Origin of the sequence: Mannheimia bovis, assembly GCF_014541205.1 — a bacterium.
Lineage (GTDB): Bacteria > Pseudomonadota > Gammaproteobacteria > Enterobacterales > Pasteurellaceae > Mannheimia > Mannheimia bovis.
Map to the genome: position 1 here is coordinate 1 of NZ_CP061280.1, position 23,464 is coordinate 23,464.

At 39.2% G+C, this 23,464-nt stretch carries 23 protein-coding genes; 3 read left to right on the forward strand and 20 right to left on the reverse strand.

The window, feature by feature from the left end; all coding sequences use genetic code 11:
• Nucleotides 1–1,350, forward strand: a complete 1,350-nt coding sequence (gene dnaA, locus ICJ55_RS00005; protein ID WP_188156778.1) for a chromosomal replication initiator protein DnaA — start codon at nucleotides 1–3, stop codon at nucleotides 1,348–1,350.
• A gap of 24 nt (nucleotides 1,351–1,374) precedes the next feature.
• Nucleotides 1,375–2,478, forward strand: a complete 1,104-nt coding sequence (gene dnaN, locus ICJ55_RS00010; protein ID WP_188156779.1) for a DNA polymerase III subunit beta — start codon at nucleotides 1,375–1,377, stop codon at nucleotides 2,476–2,478.
• A 46-nt stretch (nucleotides 2,479–2,524) separates the two neighbouring features.
• Here the strand turns inward: dnaN and ICJ55_RS00015 are convergent, their stop codons facing one another.
• From ICJ55_RS00015 to ICJ55_RS00090, 16 genes are all read right to left on the reverse strand, one after another.
• Nucleotides 2,525–2,998 carry a hypothetical protein gene (locus ICJ55_RS00015; protein WP_188156780.1) on the reverse strand — a complete coding sequence of 158 codons (474 nt, stop codon included), beginning with the start codon at nucleotides 2,996–2,998 and terminating at the stop codon, nucleotides 2,525–2,527.
• Nucleotides 2,999–3,002: 4 nt separating this feature from the next.
• Entirely contained in the window at nucleotides 3,003–3,659 is a 657-nt protein-coding gene (locus ICJ55_RS00020) for a DUF4304 domain-containing protein (protein WP_188156781.1), read from the reverse strand.
• Between the two features lie 73 nt (nucleotides 3,660–3,732).
• The gene (locus ICJ55_RS00025; RefSeq protein WP_188156782.1) at nucleotides 3,733–4,353 is read right to left on the reverse strand and encodes a YfgM family protein; all 621 of its coding nucleotides are present in this window, start codon (nucleotides 4,351–4,353) and stop codon (nucleotides 3,733–3,735) included.
• A gap of 8 nt (nucleotides 4,354–4,361) precedes the next feature.
• Nucleotides 4,362–5,633 carry a histidine--tRNA ligase gene (hisS, locus tag ICJ55_RS00030; RefSeq protein WP_188156783.1) on the reverse strand — a complete coding sequence of 424 codons (1,272 nt, stop codon included), beginning with the start codon at nucleotides 5,631–5,633 and terminating at the stop codon, nucleotides 4,362–4,364.
• Between the two features lie 10 nt (nucleotides 5,634–5,643).
• Nucleotides 5,644–6,753, reverse strand: a complete 1,110-nt coding sequence (gene ispG, locus ICJ55_RS00035; RefSeq protein ID WP_188156784.1) for a flavodoxin-dependent (E)-4-hydroxy-3-methylbut-2-enyl-diphosphate synthase — start codon at nucleotides 6,751–6,753, stop codon at nucleotides 5,644–5,646.
• Nucleotides 6,754–6,848: 95 nt separating this feature from the next.
• Nucleotides 6,849–7,823, reverse strand: a complete 975-nt coding sequence (locus ICJ55_RS00040) for a RodZ domain-containing protein (protein ID WP_188156785.1) — start codon at nucleotides 7,821–7,823, stop codon at nucleotides 6,849–6,851.
• 184 nt (nucleotides 7,824–8,007) lie between these two features.
• Nucleotides 8,008–9,384, reverse strand: coding sequence for an argininosuccinate lyase (gene argH, locus ICJ55_RS00045; protein WP_188156786.1), 1,377 nt, complete (start codon nucleotides 9,382–9,384; stop codon nucleotides 8,008–8,010).
• A gap of 102 nt (nucleotides 9,385–9,486) precedes the next feature.
• Entirely contained in the window at nucleotides 9,487–10,647 is a 1,161-nt protein-coding gene (mnmA, locus tag ICJ55_RS00050; protein ID WP_188156787.1) for a tRNA 2-thiouridine(34) synthase MnmA, read from the reverse strand.
• A gap of 150 nt (nucleotides 10,648–10,797) precedes the next feature.
• A complete protein-coding gene (gene nqrM, locus ICJ55_RS00055; RefSeq protein WP_006250397.1) occupies nucleotides 10,798–11,043 on the reverse strand; it encodes a (Na+)-NQR maturation NqrM in 246 nt (81 codons plus the stop codon).
• Between the two features lie 12 nt (nucleotides 11,044–11,055).
• Nucleotides 11,056–12,096, reverse strand: a complete 1,041-nt coding sequence (locus ICJ55_RS00060; protein WP_188156788.1) for an FAD:protein FMN transferase — start codon at nucleotides 12,094–12,096, stop codon at nucleotides 11,056–11,058.
• A 185-nt stretch (nucleotides 12,097–12,281) separates the two neighbouring features.
• On the reverse strand, nucleotides 12,282–13,511 hold the full coding sequence (gene nqrF, locus ICJ55_RS00065; RefSeq protein WP_188156789.1) for an NADH:ubiquinone reductase (Na(+)-transporting) subunit F: 1,230 nt from the start codon (nucleotides 13,509–13,511) through the stop codon (nucleotides 12,282–12,284).
• 10 nt (nucleotides 13,512–13,521) lie between these two features.
• A complete protein-coding gene (gene nqrE, locus ICJ55_RS00070) occupies nucleotides 13,522–14,118 on the reverse strand; it encodes an NADH:ubiquinone reductase (Na(+)-transporting) subunit E (protein WP_188156790.1) in 597 nt (198 codons plus the stop codon).
• A 3-nt stretch (nucleotides 14,119–14,121) separates the two neighbouring features.
• Nucleotides 14,122–14,745, reverse strand: coding sequence for an NADH:ubiquinone reductase (Na(+)-transporting) subunit D (locus ICJ55_RS00075; protein WP_188156791.1), 624 nt, complete (start codon nucleotides 14,743–14,745; stop codon nucleotides 14,122–14,124).
• Nucleotides 14,745–15,515, reverse strand: a complete 771-nt coding sequence (locus ICJ55_RS00080) for a Na(+)-translocating NADH-quinone reductase subunit C (RefSeq protein WP_188156792.1) — start codon at nucleotides 15,513–15,515, stop codon at nucleotides 14,745–14,747. The genes ICJ55_RS00075 and ICJ55_RS00080 overlap by 1 nt, the downstream gene beginning before the upstream one ends.
• Entirely contained in the window at nucleotides 15,508–16,743 is a 1,236-nt protein-coding gene (locus tag ICJ55_RS00085) for an NADH:ubiquinone reductase (Na(+)-transporting) subunit B (RefSeq protein ID WP_188156793.1), read from the reverse strand. The genes ICJ55_RS00080 and ICJ55_RS00085 overlap by 8 nt, the downstream gene beginning before the upstream one ends.
• A 2-nt stretch (nucleotides 16,744–16,745) precedes the next feature.
• Nucleotides 16,746–18,104 carry a Na(+)-translocating NADH-quinone reductase subunit A gene (locus ICJ55_RS00090; protein ID WP_188156794.1) on the reverse strand — a complete coding sequence of 453 codons (1,359 nt, stop codon included), beginning with the start codon at nucleotides 18,102–18,104 and terminating at the stop codon, nucleotides 16,746–16,748.
• 488 nt (nucleotides 18,105–18,592) lie between these two features.
• Here ICJ55_RS00090 and nfuA point away from each other — a divergent pair, with 488 nt between their 5' ends.
• The gene (gene nfuA, locus ICJ55_RS00095) at nucleotides 18,593–19,189 is read left to right on the forward strand and encodes a Fe-S biogenesis protein NfuA (RefSeq protein ID WP_188156795.1); all 597 of its coding nucleotides are present in this window, start codon (nucleotides 18,593–18,595) and stop codon (nucleotides 19,187–19,189) included.
• Between the two features lie 109 nt (nucleotides 19,190–19,298).
• Here nfuA and pyrG read toward each other — a convergent pair whose 3' ends face one another.
• The 4 genes from pyrG to yjjG form a co-directional block, all read right to left on the reverse strand.
• Nucleotides 19,299–20,936, reverse strand: coding sequence for a glutamine hydrolyzing CTP synthase (gene pyrG / locus ICJ55_RS00100; protein WP_188156796.1), 1,638 nt, complete (start codon nucleotides 20,934–20,936; stop codon nucleotides 19,299–19,301).
• A gap of 182 nt (nucleotides 20,937–21,118) precedes the next feature.
• Nucleotides 21,119–21,763 (reverse strand): hypothetical protein, encoded by a 645-nt coding sequence (locus ICJ55_RS00105; protein ID WP_025236580.1) that lies wholly within the window; start codon nucleotides 21,761–21,763, stop codon nucleotides 21,119–21,121.
• Complete coding sequence (gene cysB / locus ICJ55_RS00110) at nucleotides 21,764–22,747, reverse strand: HTH-type transcriptional regulator CysB (protein ID WP_188156797.1); 984 nt, start codon at nucleotides 22,745–22,747, stop codon at nucleotides 21,764–21,766. It abuts the gene before it with no gap.
• Nucleotides 22,744–23,427 carry a pyrimidine 5'-nucleotidase gene (gene yjjG / locus ICJ55_RS00115; RefSeq protein WP_188156798.1) on the reverse strand — a complete coding sequence of 228 codons (684 nt, stop codon included), beginning with the start codon at nucleotides 23,425–23,427 and terminating at the stop codon, nucleotides 22,744–22,746. The genes cysB and yjjG overlap by 4 nt, the downstream gene beginning before the upstream one ends.
• Between the last annotated feature and the right edge of the window lie 37 nt (nucleotides 23,428–23,464).

Below are 23,464 nucleotides of genomic sequence, written 5' to 3' on the forward strand. Positions count from 1 at the left end.
TTGGAGCAAATTGTGTCTTCCCTTTGGTCTGATTGCCTTAATCACTTACAAACGAAAGTATCGCCAACTGACTACAGCACTTGGCTACGCCCTCTGCAAGCCAGTTCTGATAATGGGGAACTCACACTTTACGCTCAAAATCAATTTGTTGAAAACTGGGTTAAAGATAAATTTTTAGCGGAAATTACTGAACTAGCTCGTTTTTTATCTAAAAACGATAATTTAGTTGTTAATTTAAGAGTGGGTATAAAACCTACTGAGCAACCAAAACCACAAATTAGCTCAAAAAATGAGCCTTCAGAATTTAGCAATACAGGCTTTAAAACAGGGCTAAATCCGCACCAAACATTTGATAATTTCGTACAAGGTCGTTCAAACCAACTGGCAAAATTAGTGGCTCAACAGGTGGTGGATAATTTAGGCGAAAGCCATTGTAATCCGCTCTCTTTCTATGCTGGCACAGGTTTAGGTAAAACCCACTTATTGCACGCTATCGGTAATGAATTGGTTAAACGCAATCCAACCGTGCGAGTGCTTTATATCCATCTTGAGCGTTTTTACCGTGATATTATCAAAGCCATCAACAGCTCAAATAACGATGCGGAAAAAATCAAAAAATTCTACCGCTCGCTTGATGTTTTAATGATTGATGATATTCAATTTCTTGCCAACAAACCAAAAGTACAAGAAGAATTTTTACATCTACTCAATGCTTTATTTGAGCAGAGAAAGCAGATTATTCTAACCTCTGATGTTCTGCCTAAGAATATTGATAAAATTGATACCGCAATTAAATCTCGCTTAAGTGGCGGCATTAGTGCAACCATTGAGCCACCTGAATTAGAAACTCGTGTGGCAATTCTTCGCCAAAAAGCCTTAGAGCGAGGTGCAGACTTGCAAGAAGATGCAGCATATTTAATGGGGCAGAAACTCCGTACTAATGTGCGTGAATTAGAAGGTGCGTTAAACCGTGTGATTGCGTGGCAGAAACTTACACTTCGCCCAATTACCGTTGATGCCGTGCGTGAAACCTTACAAGACCTATTCGCCTCATTCGATTACTTGATTACGATTGAAAATATTCAACGCATTGTGGCGGAATATTACGGCATTAAAGTAGCGGATATTAAATCAAAAAGTCGTGCAAGAAGCGTCGCTCGCCCTCGCCAAATGGCAATGGCATTAGCAAAAGAGCTCACGAACCATAGCTTGCCTGAAATTGGCAGAGAGTTTGGCGGACGGGATCACACCACCGTATTGCACGCTTGCAAAACCATTAATGAATTGCGTGATACCGAAAGCGGTATTCAAGAAGACTATATAAATTTAACGCGTAAATTATCATCTTAAGTTGTTAAGAAGAAAGGAATGATTATGCAAATTACGATTACTAGGGACCAATTACTCAAGCCTTTACAGCAAGTATGTGGTGTATTAAGCAGTCGCCCAACTTTGCCTGTAATTAACAATATTTTATTAGAAATTGAAGGCGATCGTTTATCTTTAACTGGAACGGATTTAGAAGTTGAATTAACCACCCAAGCTCAACTGCTACAAGCGGTCGATTTTGCAGGAAAATTTACCATTCCAGCTAAAAAATTCTTAGACATCAGCAAAAGTTTGCCTGATGACAGCGTGATCTCCGTTGAATTTGAAGAAGATAAAGCCATTATCAAAGCAGGACGCAGTAAATTTAGCTTAGCCACTTTACCTGCCAGCGACTACCCTAATTTAATGGATTGGAAGCCAGAAGTGGATTTCTCCATTAAACAAGCAACGCTTGCTCGCTTAATTGATGCAACCCAATTCTCAATGGCAAATCAAGATGCTCGCTATTTCTTAAACGGAATGAAGTTTGAAACAGAAGGCAATTTATTACGCACCGTTGCTACAGACGGACACCGTTTAGCCGTTTGCACAATGGTGCTAAACCAAGAACTTTTAACTCATTCGGTTATTGTGCCACGCAAAGCGGTACTTGAACTTTCACGTTTAGTATCTGCCAGCAATGAAGAAGTGCGTTTAGAGATTGGCTCAAGCAATATCCGTATTACAATGAACGGCATTGTCTTTACATCAAAATTAATTGACGGCAGATTCCCTGACTACCGCCGAGTTCTTCCTCGCAACGCAGATCGCATTTTAGAAGCGGATACCGAAACGTTAAAACGTGCATTAATGCGTGCGGCTATTCTTTCAAACGAGAAATTCAGAGGCGTGCGTTTAACGCTAAGCAACAATCTACTTAAAATTACCGCCAATAACCCAGAGCAAGAAGAAGCAGAAGAAATAATTGATGTTGCCTACGACAGTCCGGAAATGGAAGTAGGCTTCAATGTCAGCTATGTGCTAGATGTACTCAATACGCTAAAATGCCAACGAGTACGTTTCAGCTTAGTCGATTCCAGCTCGAGTTGCTTAATTGAAGATTGCGACAACAGCTCGGCAGAATATGTGATTATGCCGATGCGATTATAAAAGATAATATCAATGGAAAGCCCTGTATTTACAGGGCTTTTTTACATCAATCTGATTTTAAAAACGGGTGGTTTAATAACCTCTCTTTGGTATTGTCTTTTAAAGGCTTCTGTTCATCATAACGTCCGCCAAATTTTTGGCTATCGAAATCTTGCCTTAGAAAACGATGAAGTTCATTTTTAAACAATTTCAAAAACGGCTCTTTATTAAATGTTGCCAATAAGATATCAGAATGAGCACGGCAAATATTAAGCAATAGCTCATCATTATTGATACTTTTAGCAAAAAGTGATGTAAAACGCCCCTCTTCATCAATAACGAGCTTATGTTCTCCTTGATGACGATGAATATCTAATAACCAATCCGCAATATCATCAAAAGGGGTAAATAAATCACTCAAGACAATAACTATAGGCTCTACTTCGTCATAATCTATATTCAAGAAACTGATACCGTGATTGTGTAAAGCAAGGTTAATTTTAAAGCTATTACCTTGATTATCAAAAATACGCTTTGCCATAGTGCTATGCTAATATTAAATTTTCCATAAAATTAATAACTTTTTCGGTGCGTTCCTCTCGCCATTCTAATTTGACTAGCTGCATATTGATCCCAGTTAATTTTAAGTCTCGATCTAACGATTTTTCTCGCTTGTACTGTTCTTCCTGTTGGCTTGCTAATGCTTTAATTTGCAAACGCAGATTTTCTAATTCCTGCTTTGCAGCTTCCAACCACATAGGGTATTTTTTAGGTTGATATTTTTTAAGCAGGAATGGATAGCGTTCATCAAAGAATGAACTATCTTCAAAACTCAATAGCAAATTATTAACTTGCATTCTCTCAATAATATCAGCTAATTTTTCTTTTAGTTTTTGATTTAACCAATCTGAAATATCCGCATAATATGTAGAAGATGTAAGCACTACCCAGCCACCATCTTCTTCTCCAATAAAGTTTTCTGCGAAGCTACGCTCCCATACTTTTTCATTAAATTCTGGTATATAAGCCTCAAAATTTAGGCGAAATTTTTCTTTCCCCTCTTCCTTATAATATCGCTGGCTTTGAAGCCAAACCTTGAGATGAAAATGCTCAACATCTTTATAAAAATTGATGCCCTTATTAGAAAATCCATTCTTTTTAAAGAAAGGCTTTATGACATTTTTAATAAGCTCTTTTTTCATTGGCTATTTTACAAACTTAATAGGTTACTAAAATAAAAGCCTGATTGACTTACTTTTCAATCAGGCTTTTTAGTTATAAATTATTCAAACGCACATCAATCAAAGTTTGTTCTTGAGGAGCTGCATTTGCTTTGGCTTGTTCGTAAGCAGATTTTGCAGCTGGAATATCGCCTTTTGCAGTAAGAATATCGCCTGTTAGGATTTGCTTACGCAATTCCCACGCTTTATCTTGAATTTGAGCGAGGCTTGCAAGGGCTTCGTCATAAGATTTTAATTGGTAATCCACCTGTGCTAAACGAAAACGAGCTATGGATTGTAACGTGGAATCCGAATGTGTTAAAGCTGATTGCAACGCCACTTTTGCTGCAGAAAAATCACCTTTTTCGACCGCTTGTTTTGCTGCTTCAAATTGAGCAAAGGTTGCATAGCTCGAATCTTTGTTATCAGCGATAAACTTCTCAACAAGCGGTTGATTTTTGCTTGGGTTTTGCAAATAGCTTTCCATCACATTTTGGTAAGTTGCCGATGTTTTTTGAGCGGTTTCTAATTGATGATTTTTCCAGAAGTTCCAACCGGCAGTTGCAGCACAAGCTAAAATAATCGCGACTAAAATCGGTGTGCCATTCTCTTTGAACCAGTTTTTGGCATCTTCAAACTGCTGTTCTTCGGTTTTATTTAAATATTCGTTGCTCATTTTCTCTCCTAAAATCGTTTATTAAGCTCAGCAATCAGCTCTGATTGAGCAATAGTGATTTGCTCCGCACCTGAACGTAAGTCTTTAATCACAACTTGCTTTTCCGCCACTTCACTTTCGCCGATAACCAATGCGATCTTGGCTTCTACTTTGTCTGCTCGTTTAAATTGTTTTTGGAATTTACCACCTGAGCAGTGGCTCATTACTCGAAGTTGTGGTAATTCGGTGCGAATTTGTTCTGCAAGTTGGAACGCATTTACCGTTGAGCCTTCACCAGAGAAGACGATATACACATCAACCGCTTTTGGTAAATCAATTTCTTTATTTACCTCTTGCACAAGTAGCACTAAACGCTCTAAACCCATTGCAAATCCTACGCCTTGTGTTGCGTGTCCGCCTAGCTGTTCAACTAAGCCGTCATAACGACCACCACCACAGACTGTGCCTTGTGAGCCTAACGCTGAAGTTACCCATTCAAATACAGTCTTATTATAGTAATCTAAACCACGCACCAATTTCGGGTTGATTTCATAAGCAATGCCCATTGCATCAAGTAATGAACAGAGTTGTGAAAAATGCTCACGGCTGTCATCATCTAAATAATCAAGTAGTTTCGGTGCATCGTTTAGCACTTGTTGTAAGGCATCGTTTTTAGTGTCTAAAATACGCAGCGGATTTTTCACCAAACGCTCTTTCTCTTCTTCACTCATTAAAGCGGTGTGATTTTGTAAAAAATTTACCAATGCAGAGCGGTAATTTGCACGAGCTTCTAACGAACCTATTGAGTTTAGTTGCAAAGAAACGTGCCGATCAATGCCTAATTCTTTCCACAAGCGAGCAGTTAAAATAATTAATTCTGCGTCAATTTCCGGATTAGGGATCCCAAATACTTCCACACCTGCTTGGTGGAATTGGCGGTAACGCCCTTTTTGTGGACGTTCGTGGCGAAACATTGGTCCCATATACCATAAACGCTGTTCATTATTGTAGATCCAACCACGTTCAATCGCAGCACGCACGCAACCTGCGGTACCTTCAGGACGGAGCGTTAATTGCTCATCATTATCCCAAAAGGTGTACATTTCTTTTGAAACCACATCGGTAACTTCGCCAATCGCACGAGCAAATAAAGGTGTACTTTCCACAATCGGCATACGTACTTCTGAATAACCATAACTTGCCAGTACATCACGTACTTTTTCTTCAACCCATTGCCATAATGGAGACTCTGTTGGAGAGCAATCGTTCATTCCACGAATTGCTTGAATTGTTTTTGCCACTATCTTATTCCTATTTATTTACAATATCTATACGGTTATTTTGCTGTGCTACTCTAGCACGGATTTTAGCTTCTAATTGGTCGATTAATTTTGCATTATCAAAACGCTCTTTTTGACGAACACCATCTAAATAGAAGCCGCTCATTTTATTACTGCCGGTTACACCCAAATCGGAAATTAATGCCTCACCCGGTCCGTTTACCACACAACCAATAATGGAAACGTCCATCGGGGTAATAATATCTTCTAAACGCTGCTCTAGCTCATTTACCGTTGCAATCACATCAATTTCTTGGCGTGAGCAAGTTGGGCAAGCAATAAAATTAATACCGCGTGAACGAATACGTAATGATTTCAAAATATCAAAACCCACTTTAATTTCTTCCACAGGATCTGCCGCCAAAGAAACACGCAAAGTATCGCCAATGCCCTCGGCTAATAATAACCCCAAACCCACTGCAGATTTAACCGAGCCGGCTCTTGCTCCACCTGCTTCTGTGATCCCTAAATGGAGAGGTTGGTCGATCTGTTTTGCAAGAAGTCGGTAAGATTCGACCGCTAGAAATACATCTGAGGCTTTTACACTCACTTTGAACTGATCGAAATTAAGACGATCGAGATGATCAACGTGGCGTAATGCTGATTCTAACAACGCTTGCGGTGTGGGTTCACCATATTTTTCTTGTAGATCTCGCTCAAGTGATCCTGCATTTACCCCAATGCGGATTGGAATATTTTTATCTCTGGCACAATCGACTACTGCACGAATACGCTCTTCATTGCCGATATTACCCGGGTTAATACGCAAACAATCCACGCCATATTCAGCAACTTTTAACGCGATACGATAGTCAAAATGAATATCCGCTACTAATGGTACATTGACTTGCTGTTTAATTACTTTGAAGGCTTCTGCCGCATCCATTGTTGGAACAGAAACACGCACAATATCTGCCCCCACACGCTCTAAAGATCTAATTTGAGCGACAGTTGCTTCCACATCGGTGGTACGGGTATTTGTCATCGACTGTACTGAAATGGGTGCATCGCCCCCTACCGGCACATTGCCGACATAGATTTTTTTCGATACCCGACGTTTAATTGGAGATTGATGTATCATATTCTTAAATTTTAGTTAAAAGTTATAAAGCAGAAAACGCTCGTAAAATAACAATACTAAGTAACTATTTTACGTGCGTTTTTATTCTTAAAAGATTATTGTAATGGCAAACGAATACGAGCTACTCGACCATCAATCTTTAATGGTACTTCCTGCCCTTTGTAATAAATTTTTACATTTGCCGGTGCACCAATGGTTAAGCGATATTGCTCGTTCTCATTAAAGGTTAATACTTCGCCATTATTATAGAGCTTTTCAGCTAAACGTTTATTTTTCGCATTTCTGACCGTAATCCAGCTTTGCGAGCCTGTAACTTCAATACGTAACTCATCATTGCCTACCACTACCGGTTGTTCTATTGTAGCTTCAGCTTCTGTTGTTGCTTGCGGCTGCTGGAGAATATTCGCCGGTTCAACAACTGCTTCCGTTTCAGGTTTTGGCGGTTCAACAGTCTGCGTTGTTGCATTTTCCTGCTGGCTTAGCTCTACTGTTTGAGATGGTGTAGGCTCTGCAACTGTAGCCGTTTCAGGTTCTTGCACTTGAATTGGCTGTTGAACAGGCACAGAAACTTGATTACCTAGCTCAACAGATGCGGTATTTGTTGTTTCAGCAACAGGAGCTGAATTAACAAGCTGTTCACGGTTTTCCTGATCTTTTTGATAGCCTTGCCACCACCATAAAAGCGTCATACCTAACGCAGCTAAAAGCACAAATATTGTTAAATATTTCAAGGCTTTGCCTTGAGAGTTTGATGATGGTTTTATAGGCGAAACTTTTGTAACCTCTTTCGGAATGGTTACTTCGCCATAATTAACAGAAGAAACTAACGATTCCGGCAAACGTAAAAATTTCACATAATTACGTACATAACCACGCACAAAAGTTGGAGCAACATTTTTTAAAATAAAAATATCATTTTCAATAGACTCAATATGTGATTTTTTTAGATTTGTTTTTTGAGCCACTTCTGCAATGGAAAGATTTAATGCCTCACGAGCCGTTCTTAACTGCTGCCCTAAACTAAGAGCTGAATTAGGCTGTTCCTGAATAGGGTTAACTGATTCGGTCATACAACACTCTTGAAATAAAATAGTGGAAATAAAATTCAAAAAATTATTCGAAAGTTTAAAGAGGTAATGCCCATTTTGCAATCTTAACGAGCAAAAATTTGAAAATTAAATGTATAAGCGGTCATATTTACAAAATTTCTTACAAATTTTGTTAAAAATACGACCGCTTGTATCTAAAAAATAATTAAGAGGCTAAAGAAAGTTTTGCCGCCGCAATCGCTTCGGCAACACGCTGTGGATTAACACCACCTTTGGCACAACGTTTTTCTAAGCAAGATTCTAATGACAAAATCGGGTAAACATCATCATTAATTGTGTGATGGAATTGCTGGAACTCGCTAATGCTGAGTGCCTCAAGCGGCTCTTTTTTGCTGATTGCATACACAACCGCTTCGCCCACAATATGATGTGCTTCACGGAATGGTACGCCTTTCGCAACTAAATAATCTGCTAATTCCGTTGCATTCGCATAACCCTGTTGAGCTGCTTCACGGGTACGTTCAGTATTCACTTGGATATCAACCAGCACTAATTCGGCAATTTCTAAGCAAGCCTGCCACGTTTCTAACGCATCAAAAATTCCTTCTTTATCTTCTTGCATATCTTTATTATAAGCAAGCGGTAAACCTTTTAAGGTGGTTAACAAGCCCGTTAAAGCACCAAATACCCGCCCTGATTTACCACGAATAAGCTCGCAAGCATCGGGGTTTTTCTTCTGCGGCATTAATGATGACCCAGAGGTTACACGATCAGACATTTCAAGAAAACCCGATTCGCCACTGTTGAAAATAATCAAATCTTCGGCAAAACGTGATAAATGCACCATACTGATCGAAGCGGTTGAAAGAAGTTCTAAAATATGGTCACGGTCTGACACGCTGTCTAAACTATTACGTGTCGCTTCTTCAAAGCCTAAATCACGAGCTAATAAATCACGATCAATACCGTAAGCCGTTCCAGCCAATGCACCCGAGCCAAGTGGGCAAGTGCTCATACGTTTATTCGCATCGGCTAAACGGCTGAAATCACGCTCAAGCATCTCATAATATGCCATACACCAGTGGGCAAAAGTAACAGGTTGAGCACGTTGTAAATGAGTGTAACCCGGCATTACAGAACCTTGATTTTCATCTGCTACAGAGACCAAACGTTCTTGTAACGCTCGAATACGCTCTTGTAGAGCGACTGCTTGCACTTTACACCACATTTTAATATCCACCGCCACTTGGTCATTACGGCTTCTACCTGTGTGCAATTTTTTACCTAAATCGCCCACTTTTTCGATTAGCTTAGATTCTACCCAGCTGTGAATATCTTCCGCATCATCTTTTAAAATAATCGTCAGGTTAGATTCTACTTCTGCTTGCACTTCTTTTAGTGCAGCGATCAATTTTTCAAGTTCGGATTCCGTTAAAATACCGACTGAAGTAATCGCTTTTGCCCAGCCAATTGAGCCTTCAATATCTTGAATGGCTAAACGATAATCGAAACGTAGTGAGTCGTTAAAATATTTAAATTTTGCATCTGCTTGTTGTGTAAAACGTCCACCCCAAAGAGCCATAGTGTATTCCTTGTATATTATCAAAATGAAAAAGGCGTTTTACCGCCTTAATTTCCCTCTATTTTGCATAAATATGCAAAATATTTCAATATTTATTTACAACTATTTTAGTTGTTCTTCAATAATTCCACCGCCTAAGCAAACTTCGCCTAAATAAAACACAGCAGATTGCCCTGGTGTTACCGCAATTTGTGGCTCATCAAATATCACTCGAATGGTTTCATCATCAATCACTTGAATTTCACACGGAATATCTGCCTGACGATAACGAGTTTTCACCGTACAACGTAAATTTTCACGCAGTGGCTGCATATCTACCCAAGTAAGCTGCTTTGCAATTAAACCTGTTGAAAGTAGTGCTGAATTATCGTGCCCTTGAGCGACTACCAAAACATTATTAATCAGATCTTTTTCTACCACATAAAATGGATCTTCACTCAAGCCTTTCACACCACCAATGCCTAAACCTTTACGCTGACCAAGTGTATGGTACATCAAGCCATCGTGGCGACCAACTACTTTACCATCAACGGTGCGAATTTCGCCCGGTTGAGCCGGCAGGTAGCGAGCCAAGAAATCTTTGAATTTACGTTCGCCGATAAAACAGATCCCGGTAGAATCTTTTTTCTTCGCTGTAGCTAACCCCAGATCTTCCGCAATCGCACGCACAATCGGTTTTTCGATTTCGCCGACAGGGAATAAGCTCTGTCCGATCTGCTTTTTGTTTAACGCATAGAGAAAATAACTTTGATCTTTATTTTCATCCAAGCCACGCAATAATTTGGCATTTTCATCAAAACTACGGCGAACATAATGCCCTGTTGCAATGTAATTTGCCCCAAGATCTTCTGCCGCATATTCCAAAAAGGCTTTGAATTTGATCTCTTTATTACACAAAATATCGGGGTTTGGCGTACGTCCTGCTTTATACTCTGCAAGGAAATATTCAAACACATTATCCCAATATTCTGCCGCAAAATTAATCTTATGCAGTTTCATTCCGAGCTTATCGGCAACCGCTTGAGCATCTGCCAAATCAGCAGCAGCAGTGCAGTAATCGGTGTCATCATCTTCTTCCCAGTTTTTCATAAACAAGCCTTCCACTTGATAGCCTTGTTGTTGAAGAATAAAAGCAGAGACGGAGGAATCCACTCCACCTGACATTCCGATAATCACTTTTTTCTTGCTGTTTTCCGCAAGTTGTTGCGGACTTAATTTAGGAAAATGCGTGTCATAAGTTATTGAGGTTAATTGAATTGTCATAAGTCTCCCGTAACTTCGGTTAAGGCGAAGCACATTTGGTTAGTTATAAAAATTGCTTAATTATAAAAGCAACAAGCGGTGAAATTTGCAAAAAACTTTGCAAATCATACCGCTTATACATAGATATAAAATTTAGGCTGTAAAGCTAAATTACTTCACTTCGTAAAATTGTGGCTCTTTATTAAAACGTGCCACTTCTTCAGGATCAGCCGTGCCATCTGCGATTTTTGACTTTAAGTTATCGCAAGGCTCTTCACAGTCGCACATTTTTTTCATACCTAAAGCCGTAATACCACCACAACTGCCTTTAATCGTTTTGCCTTTTACAATAAAACCGATCGACATTGCAAAAATCACGGCAACAAAAAATCCAAAGGTTAATAATACAGTTTCCATTTTCCACTCCAACTATTGTGATTGAGTTAATTTTTTAAATTCGCTCGACATTTGTGTTTCAAACTTGTCGCCGCTTTTAACAATTAAAAATATCGCTAATTTTTCACGCTCTGCAAGGGCTAACGCTTTTTGCGCACCTAATACAAATAAACCTGTTGATAATCCGTCTGCCGTCATCGTTGTTGGGGCAAGTACGGTAATTGAAGCTAAGTTGTGGCTTACCGGACTTAATTTCTGAGGATCAATAATATGTGAAAGGCGGTTGCCGTTTTCATCTTCAAAATAATTACGATAATTGCCCGATGTTGCCATTCCTAAATTATGTAAAGGCACGGTAATTTGTACCGATTGTGCTTGCTCCATTATAGGCTGTTCAATAGCAATTCGCCAATCTAAACCTTGCAAATTTTTGCCTTTACCACGCAACTCACCACCAATCTCGACTAAGTAGTTGCTCAAGCCTATTTTTTCAAGATGTTCTGATAATTTATCTACACCAAAACCTTTCGCAATAGAGGATAAATCTAAATAAAGATTAGGCTCGCTCTTGGTAAGTGTTGGCTTACTGTCTGTTTTTAGGCTAATTTTATCAATCCCCACATAGCTGGAACGCTCTTTGATCTGTTCATCGGAAGGGATTTTGTTTAAGCGTTTATCGGGACCAAAACCCCACAAATTGACCAAAGGTCCAACAGTTACATCTAATGCTCCTTCTGTCATTTTGTTTAAGCGAATAGCCTCTTCCACTACTTTTGCAAAATCTTGCGAAATTTCAACCGCTTGATTAGCTTGTTTGAGCTGATTAAAACGGCTGATTTCCGAATCTTGCTGATAGGTGGACATTTGATTGTTCACTTCAATCAATAATTGATCCAACTCACTTTTTATTGTATCCGATGAAGCTAAATTTTTTACCTCTCCATTATCAATATATTTTACCGTGTAAGTAGTGCCCATTGTTTTACCTTGTAAGGTTATTTGCTCAGGGGCTTTTTCACAAGCGGTCAAAAACAGCGAAAAAATTGCAAAAGATAGAAGTGCTTTTAATTTCACAAATGACTCCGTAGGGGCGAATCACATTCGCCCATTAACAACTTATTTAGGGCAAATGTTCCGCCCTTACAATTCATATTATTAAATTCCCTCAAGGAAATTTGATGATATGAACTAAATCAAGCGGTCAATTTTACAAAAAATTTTGCAAAATCAACCGCTTGTGATTATATGGAAGTTAAAGATTAACCACCGAAATCATCTAATAAGATGTTTTCGTCTTCAACACCTAAGCTCTTCAGCATACCAATTACGGCTGCATTCATCACCGGAGGACCACACATATAGTATTCGCAGTCTTCAGGTGCTTCGTGATTTTTGAGGTAGTTTTCATAAAGCACGTTATGAATGAAGCCACGATAGTAGTCTTCACGGTCGCCAGGTAATGGATCAGAAAGTGCCACATACCATTTGAAGTTTTCGTTTTCTGCTTGTAGCATATCGAAGTCTTCCGTATAGAACATTTCACGCTCTGAACGTGCACCATACCAGAAGGTCATTTTGCGTTTTGATTTCAGACGTTTTAATTGGTCGAAAATGTGTGAACGCATTGGTGCCATACCTGCACCACCACCGATAAATACCATTTCTGCATCGGTATCTTTCGCAAAGAATTCGCCGAATGGACCAGAGATCGTTACTTTATCGCCCGCTTTCAGAGACCAAATGTATGAAGACATTTGACCCGGTGGAACATCAGGGTTACGTGGTGGTGGCGTTGCGATACGCACGTTCAGCATAATAATGCCTTTTTCTTCTGGGTATGAAGCCATTGAGTAAGCACGGATAATATGTTCGTCCACTTTTGACACATAACGCCATAAGTTAAATTTATCCCAGTCTTCGTGGTACTCTTTTGGAATATCGAAGTCTTTATAATTAACTGTGTGCGGTTCTGCTTCAATTTGGATATAACCACCTGCACGGAATGGTACTTCTTCGCCTTCAGGAATTGCCAATTTAAGCTCTTTGATGAAGGTAGCTTTGTTGTCGTTAGAAATAACGGTACATTGCCATTTTTTCACGCCGAAGATTTCTTCAGGTAATTCAACATCCATTGAAGATTTCACGTTCACTTGGCACGCTAAACGCCAGCCATCTTTCGCTTCTTTCTTCGAGATGTGTGATAACTCTGTCGGCAGAATTTCACCACCACCAGATTTCACCTGTACTTTACATTGACCACAAGAGCCACCACCACCACAAGCTGACGATACGAAAATCCCTTTGCTTGCTAAAGCACCCAGTAATTTTCCGCCAGCCGGTAAGGTAATACCTTTTTCAGGGTCGTTGTTAATTGAGATTGTGATGTCGCCTGAATCTACTAATTTAGATTTAGCGAAAAGGATAATCACCGCAAGCACTAATACCAGAGCCGTAAATGCGATAATACCGAAAATAAAATTACTATCCACGATATGCTCCTTATAATTGAATGCCTGAGAATGACATAAAGCCTAACGCCATTAAGCCTGCTGTGATAAAGGTAATACCTAAACCACGTAAGCCTGCCGGAACATCAGAATATTTCATTTTCTCGGTTAAGCCTGCAAGGGCAACGATTGCTAACATCCAGCCTGTACCTGCACCAATACCATATACGATAGATTCTGTGAAGTTGTATTCACGTTGCACCATAAATGATACACCACCGAAGATCGCACAGTTTACGGTAATTAACGGTAAGAAAATACCTAATGCACTATATAAAGCAGGGAAGTATTTATCTAATACCATCTCTAGGATTTGTACGATACCAGCAATAACACCAATGAAGGTAATGAAGTTTAAGAAGGTTAAATCTACACCTTCAACTAGTGCACCGTCTTTTAAAACGTGTTCGTACACTAATTGGTTAGCCGGTACAGAAATGCCAAGTACAACAATTACCGCAATCCCTAAACCGAATGCTGTTGAAACTTTCTTAGACACCGCAAGGAATGTACACATACCAAGGAAGAAAGAAAGTGCCATATTTTCAACAAATACAGCTTTAACAAATAGACTTAAATAATGTTCCATTGATTATTTCTCCACCTGTGACGGTTTCCAAGTTCTCAATCCCCAAATCAAGAAACCGATAATGAAGAATGCACTTGGTGCTAATAAGAATAAACCGTTTGCTTGATACCAACCGTCATTTTGCACAGTTTCAAATATAGTGATGCCAAAAAGTTTACCTGAACCAATTAACTCACGTAAAAATGCAACAATAACAAGTACTGCACCATAGCCTAAACCATTACCGATACCATCAACAAAACTCTCAACGGGACCTGACTTCATCGCAAATGCTTCTGCACGACCCATTACGATACAGTTGGTAATAATCAAACCAACGAATACCGATAATTGTTTTGAAAGATCGTAAGCATAGGCACGTAAAATTTGGTCAACCAAAATTACAAGTGATGCAATAATTGCCATTTGTACAATAATACGAATACTATTCGGAATATAGTTACGAATAGCAGAAATAGCAGCACTTGAAAAGCCAGTTACTAAACTTACTGCAATTGCCATCACTATCGCTGTTTTTAGCTGAGTAGTTACTGCCAGTGCAGAACAGACACCTAAAATTTGTAATGCGATAGGGTTGTTATCGACAACTGGCGATAACAATAGTTTTTTAAGATTGTTGTCTGCCATTAGTTAGCTCCCATTGCTGCTTTAAATTTTGCTAAATATGGACCAAATCCGTTTTGACCGAACCAGTATTTGAATGAGCCATCAACACCGTTTGATGTTAATGTCGCACCAGATAAACCATCAACACCGTGATCTTTATCTGCTGAAGCCCCTTTACCTACTCGTAAAGCAACCTCGTTTTGCTCATTAAATAATTTCTTGCCTACAAAGTTCTTCTGCCAGTTAGGATTTGCGATTTCACCACCAAGACCGGCTGTTTCACCTTGTTCATAGTAAGTGATACCGTTTACTGTGTTTGCATCAGGTTGAACCGCTACAAAACCGTACATAATTGACCACAAACCATTACCGTGCATTGGTAATACTACTTGCGTTGTTTTACCTGCTTCATCTTTTACTAAGTAAACTTCAGCATATTTTGCACGCACTTTGATGTTTGCTTTATCATCAGCCGGATCAATTGCAACACTGGTTGCCGGATCTTTTGCTGCTGCACGTGCATCAAAGTTTGCTACATCAACATAATCGCCTGTTGCTAAATCAACCACTTTTGGTTCGATGAATTTCGCATAGGTTTCTTGCACGTTTGTTTTTTCTTGCAATAAACCAGCCGCTTGTAAGATGTTTTTCTGTTTATCAAGTTGTTTCTGAATATCTTGTGTTGGTTTTAACAACACCGCAGCACCCGCCACGACAAGAGAACAGATTAAACTTAATAGAACAACAACGGTTAGTGTGCCACCAACGCTATCTTTATTAAATTTAGCCATTGTTTGCTACCCTCGCTAATCTGCGTTTGATATTACCTTGAACCACTAAGTAGTCGAAGATCGGTGCAAATAAGTTAGCAAATAAGATCGCTAACATCATACCTTCAGGATATGCCGGATTGACTACACGGATTAAAACGCACATAAAGCCAATTAAGATACCGTAAGCCCATTTACCTTTGTTGGTAAATGCTGCAGAAACAGGATCTGTTGCCATAAAGAACATACCTAATGCAAAACCACCTAAAACTAAGTGCCAGTGCCAAGGCATTGAGAATAATGGGTTTGTCTCTGAACCGATAACATTAAATAATGTTGCAGTTGCAGCCATACCAATCATTACACCCGCAATGATTCTCCAAGATGCAATACGGGCAAATACAATGATTGCCGCACCGATGATTAACATTAAGGTTGAGGTTTCACCGATAGAGCCCGGGATATTACCTAAGAACGCATCCATCCAAGTGATTGTTTCACCTGTTGCGACGTGTTTTAATGCTGCTTCACCGCCTACAGCCCATTGAGAAAGAGCTGTTGCACCTGAGAAACCGTCTGCTGCTACCCATACTGCATCACCGGAAATTTGACCCGGGTATGCGAAGAATAGGAATGCACGACCCGCTAATGCAGGGTTCATAAAGTTTTTACCGACACCACCGAATACTTCTTTTGCCACAACAACACCGAAGGTGGTTGCTAACGCAGCTTGCCAAAGCGGTAATGTTGGAGGAACAATAAGTGCAAGTAAGATAGAGGTTACGAAGAAACCTTCGTTGATCTCGTGCTTACGCACCATTGCAAACACAACTTCCCAGAAACCACCCACTGCAAATACGGTCAAGTAGATTGGTAGGAAATAAGTCGCACCTAATAGCATTTTAGTTCCCCAACCTGCGTCGGTTACAGAACCTAAGCTATCAGCAAGGCTATAATGCCAGTTGTTTGCAATTAAATCGGTTAATGTTCCCATTTGAAGAGCAGCAAGAATACCTTGGTTACCCACGTTGTACATACCGTAGAACATTGCCGGGAATAATGCTAACCATACAATTAACATCATACGTTTAGAGTCAATCGCATCACGCACGTGGGCATCTTTGCGAGTTACTGTACCCGGCGTATAGAAAATAGTATATGCCGCTTCAAATAGCGTATAATACTTTTCATACTTTCCACCTTTATGGAAAGCGGGTTCCATTTTTTCAAAAAGATTTTTCAAACCCATTTTTAACCATCCTTCTCGATCTTATCTAACGCTTGACGTAATAATGGTCCCCAGTTGTTTTTACCTGAACACACAAAAGTACATAACGCTAAATCTTCTTCGTCTAACTCTAAACAGCCTAACGCTTGAGCAGAGTCAGTATCGCCCGCTGCTAAATCACGTAATAACAACGTCGGAATAATATCTAACGGCATTACACGTTCATAAGCACCTGTTGGCACCATCGCTCGCTCACTACCGTGCACTGCGGTAGTGAAATTAAATAATTTCTTCGCAAAGTGACCTAAAGTAGTACGAGTGATAGAGTATTTATCCGCATAAGGTGCAATCATTCCAAAGAATGCTTTTTCACGCCCTTCTAATAAGGCTGAAACTTGTAACGCATAGCGACCTAAATAATCGTGTGGACCTACTGCTGTCATACCGCTTAACACAGAGCCTGAAATCACTCGGTTTTCACCATCGTTTAATTCAGCTGCTGTTAGTTGCGACAAGTTAGCTCCTAAACGGGTACGCACTAGACGAGGATTTTTCACTTGCGGACCTGCTAAAGATACAACGCGATCTGTAAACAACTCACCTGTAGTGAATAATTTACCGATAGCAATTACATCTTGGTAGTTTAAATACCAAACTTGTTTGCTTGCACCGACAGGATCGATAAAGTGGATATGTGTACCGGAAAGACCGGCAGGGTGAGGACCTTTAAAACGGTTGGTTTCCACATTTTGAATTTGACGGCTTTGTGCCGCATTTAAAATATTAGAATCTTCACCGCCGCAAAGGTGAATGGTTTTTTGACCATCGAATAAACGACTTAATACCGTTAAGCCATCAAAGAAAGCTTGCTGATGTTCTGCAATAATCACTTCAGGATTTGCAGCAAGTGGATTAGTATCCATTGCATTGACAAAAATTGATGAAGGATTTGCATCTAATGCAGGCACTTTACTGAATGGACGAGTACGGAACGCTGTCCATAAGCCCGATTCAACTAAGTTTTGTTTTACTTGCTCTGAAGTTAATGACACTAATTGACTAGCATCATAACGAGCAAAGGTAATTTGCTCATCACCCTCAACTTTAATTACTACCGATTGAAGAACACGTTTCTCGCCACGGTTAATTGCCGTAACGGTTCCACTTGCAGGAGCAGTAAAAATAACGCCCGGATTCTTTTTATCTTCAAAAAGCACCTGACCTTTCTTTACTACATCGCCTTCACGCACCTTCATTGAAGGACGCATACCCACATATTCTTCACCAAGCATAGCAACTTCAGTAACGGTATTACCGTTATGGATTACTTGCTCAGGTTTTCCCGCAATTGGAAGATCTAAGCCTTGTTTGATTGTAATCATATTGTTTGCACTACTTTTCTTTTGGGTTAAAAATATGATTGCGAATAACGCAATCGCTTCTATTGAGCCGCAGCCGAACTTGATAAACGAATTCCCCCACTTATCAAAAGCTACATTAAGTTCTCAAATCTGATCTATAATCTTTCGCTATTTTTTAACAAAAGATTAACTAAAAATATAATCGTCTATTCTACCTAAAAATGTCCCCCTATGGCTAGAAAAACCCCCGAATTTTTGCTTTTTCCTTTTCCAAAATTTGAAGTAAATCAATATTTATACCTAGCAAAATCAAATACTACCTATGAATAGGTATGAAATTTTTATACAAGCGGTTAAATTTTCTTCTTAATTTGCAATTATTACCTCAAACTATCAGCAAAATAATTGATCTCAAAAATAGGTGGCTATTTTAGCTAGGCAATTTTAAAATTCGGGCGTAAAATAGTTGATAAATTTTGTAGAATATTTTAATTATAGGACAGGATAAAATGGAAGAACAAACTATTCATATTTCAATATCAGATGCCGCACAAGCCCATTTTGCAAGACTTTTAGAGCAACAAGAGGAAGGTACAAATATCCGTATTTTTGTAGTAAATCCAGGCACACCAGGGGCAGAATGTGGCGTATCTTACTGCCCACCAAATGCAGTAGAAGAAACTGATACAGAATTTACTTTCAACAGTTTCTCTGCCTTTGTGGATGATGTAAGCCTACCGTTCTTAGATGAGGCAGAAATTGATTATGTAACCGATCCAATGGGCTCACAGCTAACACTTAAAGCACCTAATGCTAAAATGCGTAAAGTAGCTGATGATGCACCATTCATCGAACGTTTAGATTATGTTATTCAAACCCAAGTAAACCCGCAACTTGCCAGCCACGGTGGTAAAGTAACGCTTATTGAAGTAACCGAAGATAAATACGCAGTTTTGCAATTTGGTGGTGGCTGCAATGGGTGTTCAATGGTTGATGTAACCTTAAAAGAAGGGATTGAAAAACAATTATTGATGCAATTCCCAGGTGAGTTGGTTGGTGTAAGAGATATTACCGAGCATCAACACGGCGAGCACTCTTACTATTAAGAATAATAAAAAGGATAAATCAATTTGATTTATCCTTTTTTAGATCTCGTAATTAACAAGCGGTTATTTTTTGTAAAATTTTTACAAAAAACGCCCGCTTGCATAACATTTAAGCCATACGACTGTCTTGATAGTCTTTAGCTGCTTTTACAAAACCGGCGAATAATGGATGCCCATCACGCGGGGTTGAAGTAAATTCAGGGTGGAATTGTGCCGCCACAAACCAAGGGTGATTTGGTACTTCAATAATTTCCACTAATTTACGATCCGCTGATAAGCCCGTTACTTTTAAGCCTGCCGCTTCGATTTGAGGTAATAAATTATTATTTACTTCATAACGGTGGCGATGACGCTCTTCAATCGTTTCTGCTCCGTACAATTCACGGGCTTTAGAACCCTCAATTAAGTGGCATTGTTGCGAACCTAAACGCATTGTGCCACCTAAATCTGACTCATCTGTTCGTGTTTCTACATTGCCATCGGCATCTTGCCACTCGGTAATTAAACCAATTACCGGCTGAGGGCAATTTTTATCAAATTCAGAAGAATTTGCTTCAGTTAAACCAGCCACATTACGTGCATATTCAATTAAGGCAATCTGCATACCTAAACAGATACCTAAGTAAGGAATATTGTTTTCACGGGCATATTGTGCGGTGCGGATTTTGCCTTCCACCCCACGATAGCCAAAGCCACCCGGCACTAAAATGCCATCTAAACCAGCTAATAATTCTGTACCTTTGGTTTCAATATCTTGCGAATCAATATATTTAATATTAACGGTTAAGCGATTGGTTAAACCTGCGTGTTTTAATGCTTCGTTTACTGATTTATAGGCATCCGGCAATTCCACATATTTGCCTACCATACCGATAGTAACTTCGCCCGTTGGATTTGCTTGGCGATATAACACTTGCTCCCACTCTGACAGATCGGCTTCTTTACAATCTAAGCGGAAACGCTCGCACACAAACGAATCTAGCCCCTGTGATTTTAACAATTCAGGAATACGGTAAATGGAATCTACATCTTTTAACGAAACTACTGCTCGTTCCGGCACGTTACAGAATAAAGCAATTTTTTTCTTCTCATTTTCAGGAATCGCTCGATCTGAACGACAAATTAATACATCAGGCTGAATACCGATTGAAAGCAACTCTTTTACCGAATGTTGAGTTGGCTTCGTCTTTACCTCGCCTGCGGTTGGAATATAAGGCACTAATGTTAAGTGCATAAATAAGGTTTTCTCACGCCCGATATCTACTGCTAATTGGCGTAGTGCTTCTAAGAATGGCAGTGATTCAATATCACCTACCGTGCCACCAACTTCAACAATTGCCACATCACGCCCTTTACCACCTTCAAGCACGCGTGCTTTAATTTCATTTGTGATGTGTGGAATAACTTGAATGGTTGCACCTAAATAGTCGCCACGACGCTCTTTACGCAACACTTCTGAATAGATTTTACCGCTCGTAAAGTTGTTCGCCTTGCTCATTTTTGAACGAATAAAACGCTCGTAATGACCTAAGTCTAAATCGGTTTCCGCACCGTCTTCCGTTACAAACACTTCGCCGTGCTGAGTTGGACTCATTGTACCCGGATCAACGTTGATGTAAGGATCGAGCTTCATAATGGTTACATTTAACCCACGAGCTTCAAGAATAGACGCAAGAGAGGCTGCCGCAATACCTTTACCTAAAGAAGATACAACACCGCCCGTTACGAAAATATAATTCGTTGTCATTGTTATTGCCTTTGCTGATTAGTTTGATTGGAAATTAAGAATACAAGTTTTCTTTTCATAAAAAGAAACTATTAGGACGGGATAGTAGTTTACATCAAATCAATTTTTTTTGCTAATCCAAAATCTGCAAGCGGTCGATTTTGCAAAAAATTTTACAAAATCAACCGCTTGTAAATTATATTTTACTTCACAAAACCATCGAAGGTTAGCTCGTAGTTATCACCATCTCGGCTGTAGGAAATATAACGTGGGAATTTCTCTCCGTCATATTTTTTAACCGTGATATCTTTTTTATCGCTGGTTCTAAACTTATAAGTGATTTCTTGATACGTTTTCCCACCCGATTTTACTTCTTTTTGTGATTTGCGTAGTTGCACATTTGGCGTTGGATAAAGTTTTTTACCGTTCGTAGTTTGGAAACTTGTTGGTAATTTATCGTAATAGCTCAGCTGGAATGCAGTAGTAAACAAATCATAAGTTGGCATTGTTAATGCTTCTTCTTTTAATGGCTCTTTTACTTTTCCATATTTTACTGTTTTAGAATCAATTTCTGCCATTGCATAAGTTTTACCGTTACGCGTATCTCGGTAACTTAACATATCAAACTGCCCGTTTTTTTCTGTTCCTTTTGCAGTAAATACAATATTGTACAAAGGTACGTTGATTTTAGCTTGAATATTATATTTTCCTCCGCCATTATTGAAGTTAATGTAGGCTGGCATTAAGTAATTTGAGCTATATTTAATATTGTAGCTATCTGCGTAAGCGGTGGAAATTAACCCTGATGTTGCAATAATAACAGTGGTAAGTTTCTGCCAAATTTTCATCTACTTCTCCTCTAAAGATACACGTTCAAACAATCTTGAGATCGCATTGTTATCTCGCAATTGTTCTGCTTTCTCCACTTGCACTCGTGTTAAATGTGGCGAAAAATAATGAATAAAATCATACATATAATTACGAAGGAATGTCCCTCGTTTAAATGCGATTTGAGTCATACTTGGTTGGAATAAATGACTTGCATTGATTGCGACTAAATCTTTATCCACCTCAGTATATGCCATTGATGCCATAATTCCGACCCCTAAACCTAAACGGACATAAGTTTTAATCACATCTGCATCGGTTGCGGTAAACACAATATTTGGCAAAATGCCTTCCTTATTGAAAGCGTGATCTAAATCTGATTGCCCCGTAAACCCAAAGGTATAGGTGATCAAATCATATTTACCTAATTCTTCGACAGTTAAATTTTGACTTTGGTTCACAAAAGTTGCCAATGGGTGATCCGGTTTAACAATAACTGAACGATTCCACCAATAGCAAGGCAGCAATATTGCTTCTTCAAATAAGTATTGTGCTTCTGTAGTGATGGCTAAATCCACCTCGCCTGCCATTAACGCATCATAAATTTGATTAGGCGAACCTTGATGCAAATGCAAACTCACTTCCGGATAACGAGCTTTGAACTTTTCAATGACTTCAGGCAACATATAGCGAGCTTGAGTATTAGTGGTCGCAATTCTTAATACACCTTTATTCGGGCGGGTTTGCTCTTCTGCTACAGACTTAATACTCTGAGCTTTAACCAATAACTCACGGGCAATTGCTACAATTTTCTCACCCGCCGGTGTTAATCCTTTAACGTGCTTACCGTTACGTTCAAAAATATTAACCCCCAGCTCACTTTCTAATAAGCGAACCTGCTTACTAATGCCTGGTTGAGAAGTGTAAAGCACTTCCGCGGCTTCAGTAATATTCAAATTTTGGTTTACTATTTCCACAATGTAACGTAGCTGCTGTAGTTTCATTCTTGTGTTCCTTCTACAATCTTAATAATTTGGTTAATTGAATGAATTTCATAAGTAGGCTTGATATCCGTATCATTTTCCAAATTGAATGTATTAAGCCAACAGGTATCAATGCCCGAATTATTTCCACCTAAAATATCAGAAGCGAGCGTATCGCCTACCATCAACACTTTAGTGCGGTCAAATTCGTCCATTAAGGCAAAAGCATAATCGAATACTTGTCGATCCGGCTTGGCTGCTCCAATCTGTTCCGAAATCACTACAATATCAAAAAAATGTGAAGTTTGAGTATTATCTAACCGCTTTTGCTGTAATTCGGTAAAACCGTTAGTGATAATCCCCATTTTTACTTTGCCATACAAGGTGTTTAATGTTTCCATCACCCCCGCTAACGGCTGACTAACCAACGCCATTTCCGCCATTAATTCTTGGTTTAATTTTAATGGTTCAACGCCCGTTTGTTCCGATAATTTCGCAAAACGGCGTGTTTGAATATCTTGTGCGGTAATCTCATTATTCTGATAAGCAACCCAAAGTGGCTTATTAATAGTTTGGAAATCTTGGTAGTCTTGCTCACTAAAATCGATTTGATAACGAGCTAACATTGCTTTTAAGCCCAAATAAGAATTAAATGAAAATAAGGTTTCATCAGCATCAAATAATACCCATTGGTATTTCATAATCTTCCTTTTATTACTACAAGCGGTGAAAATTTTC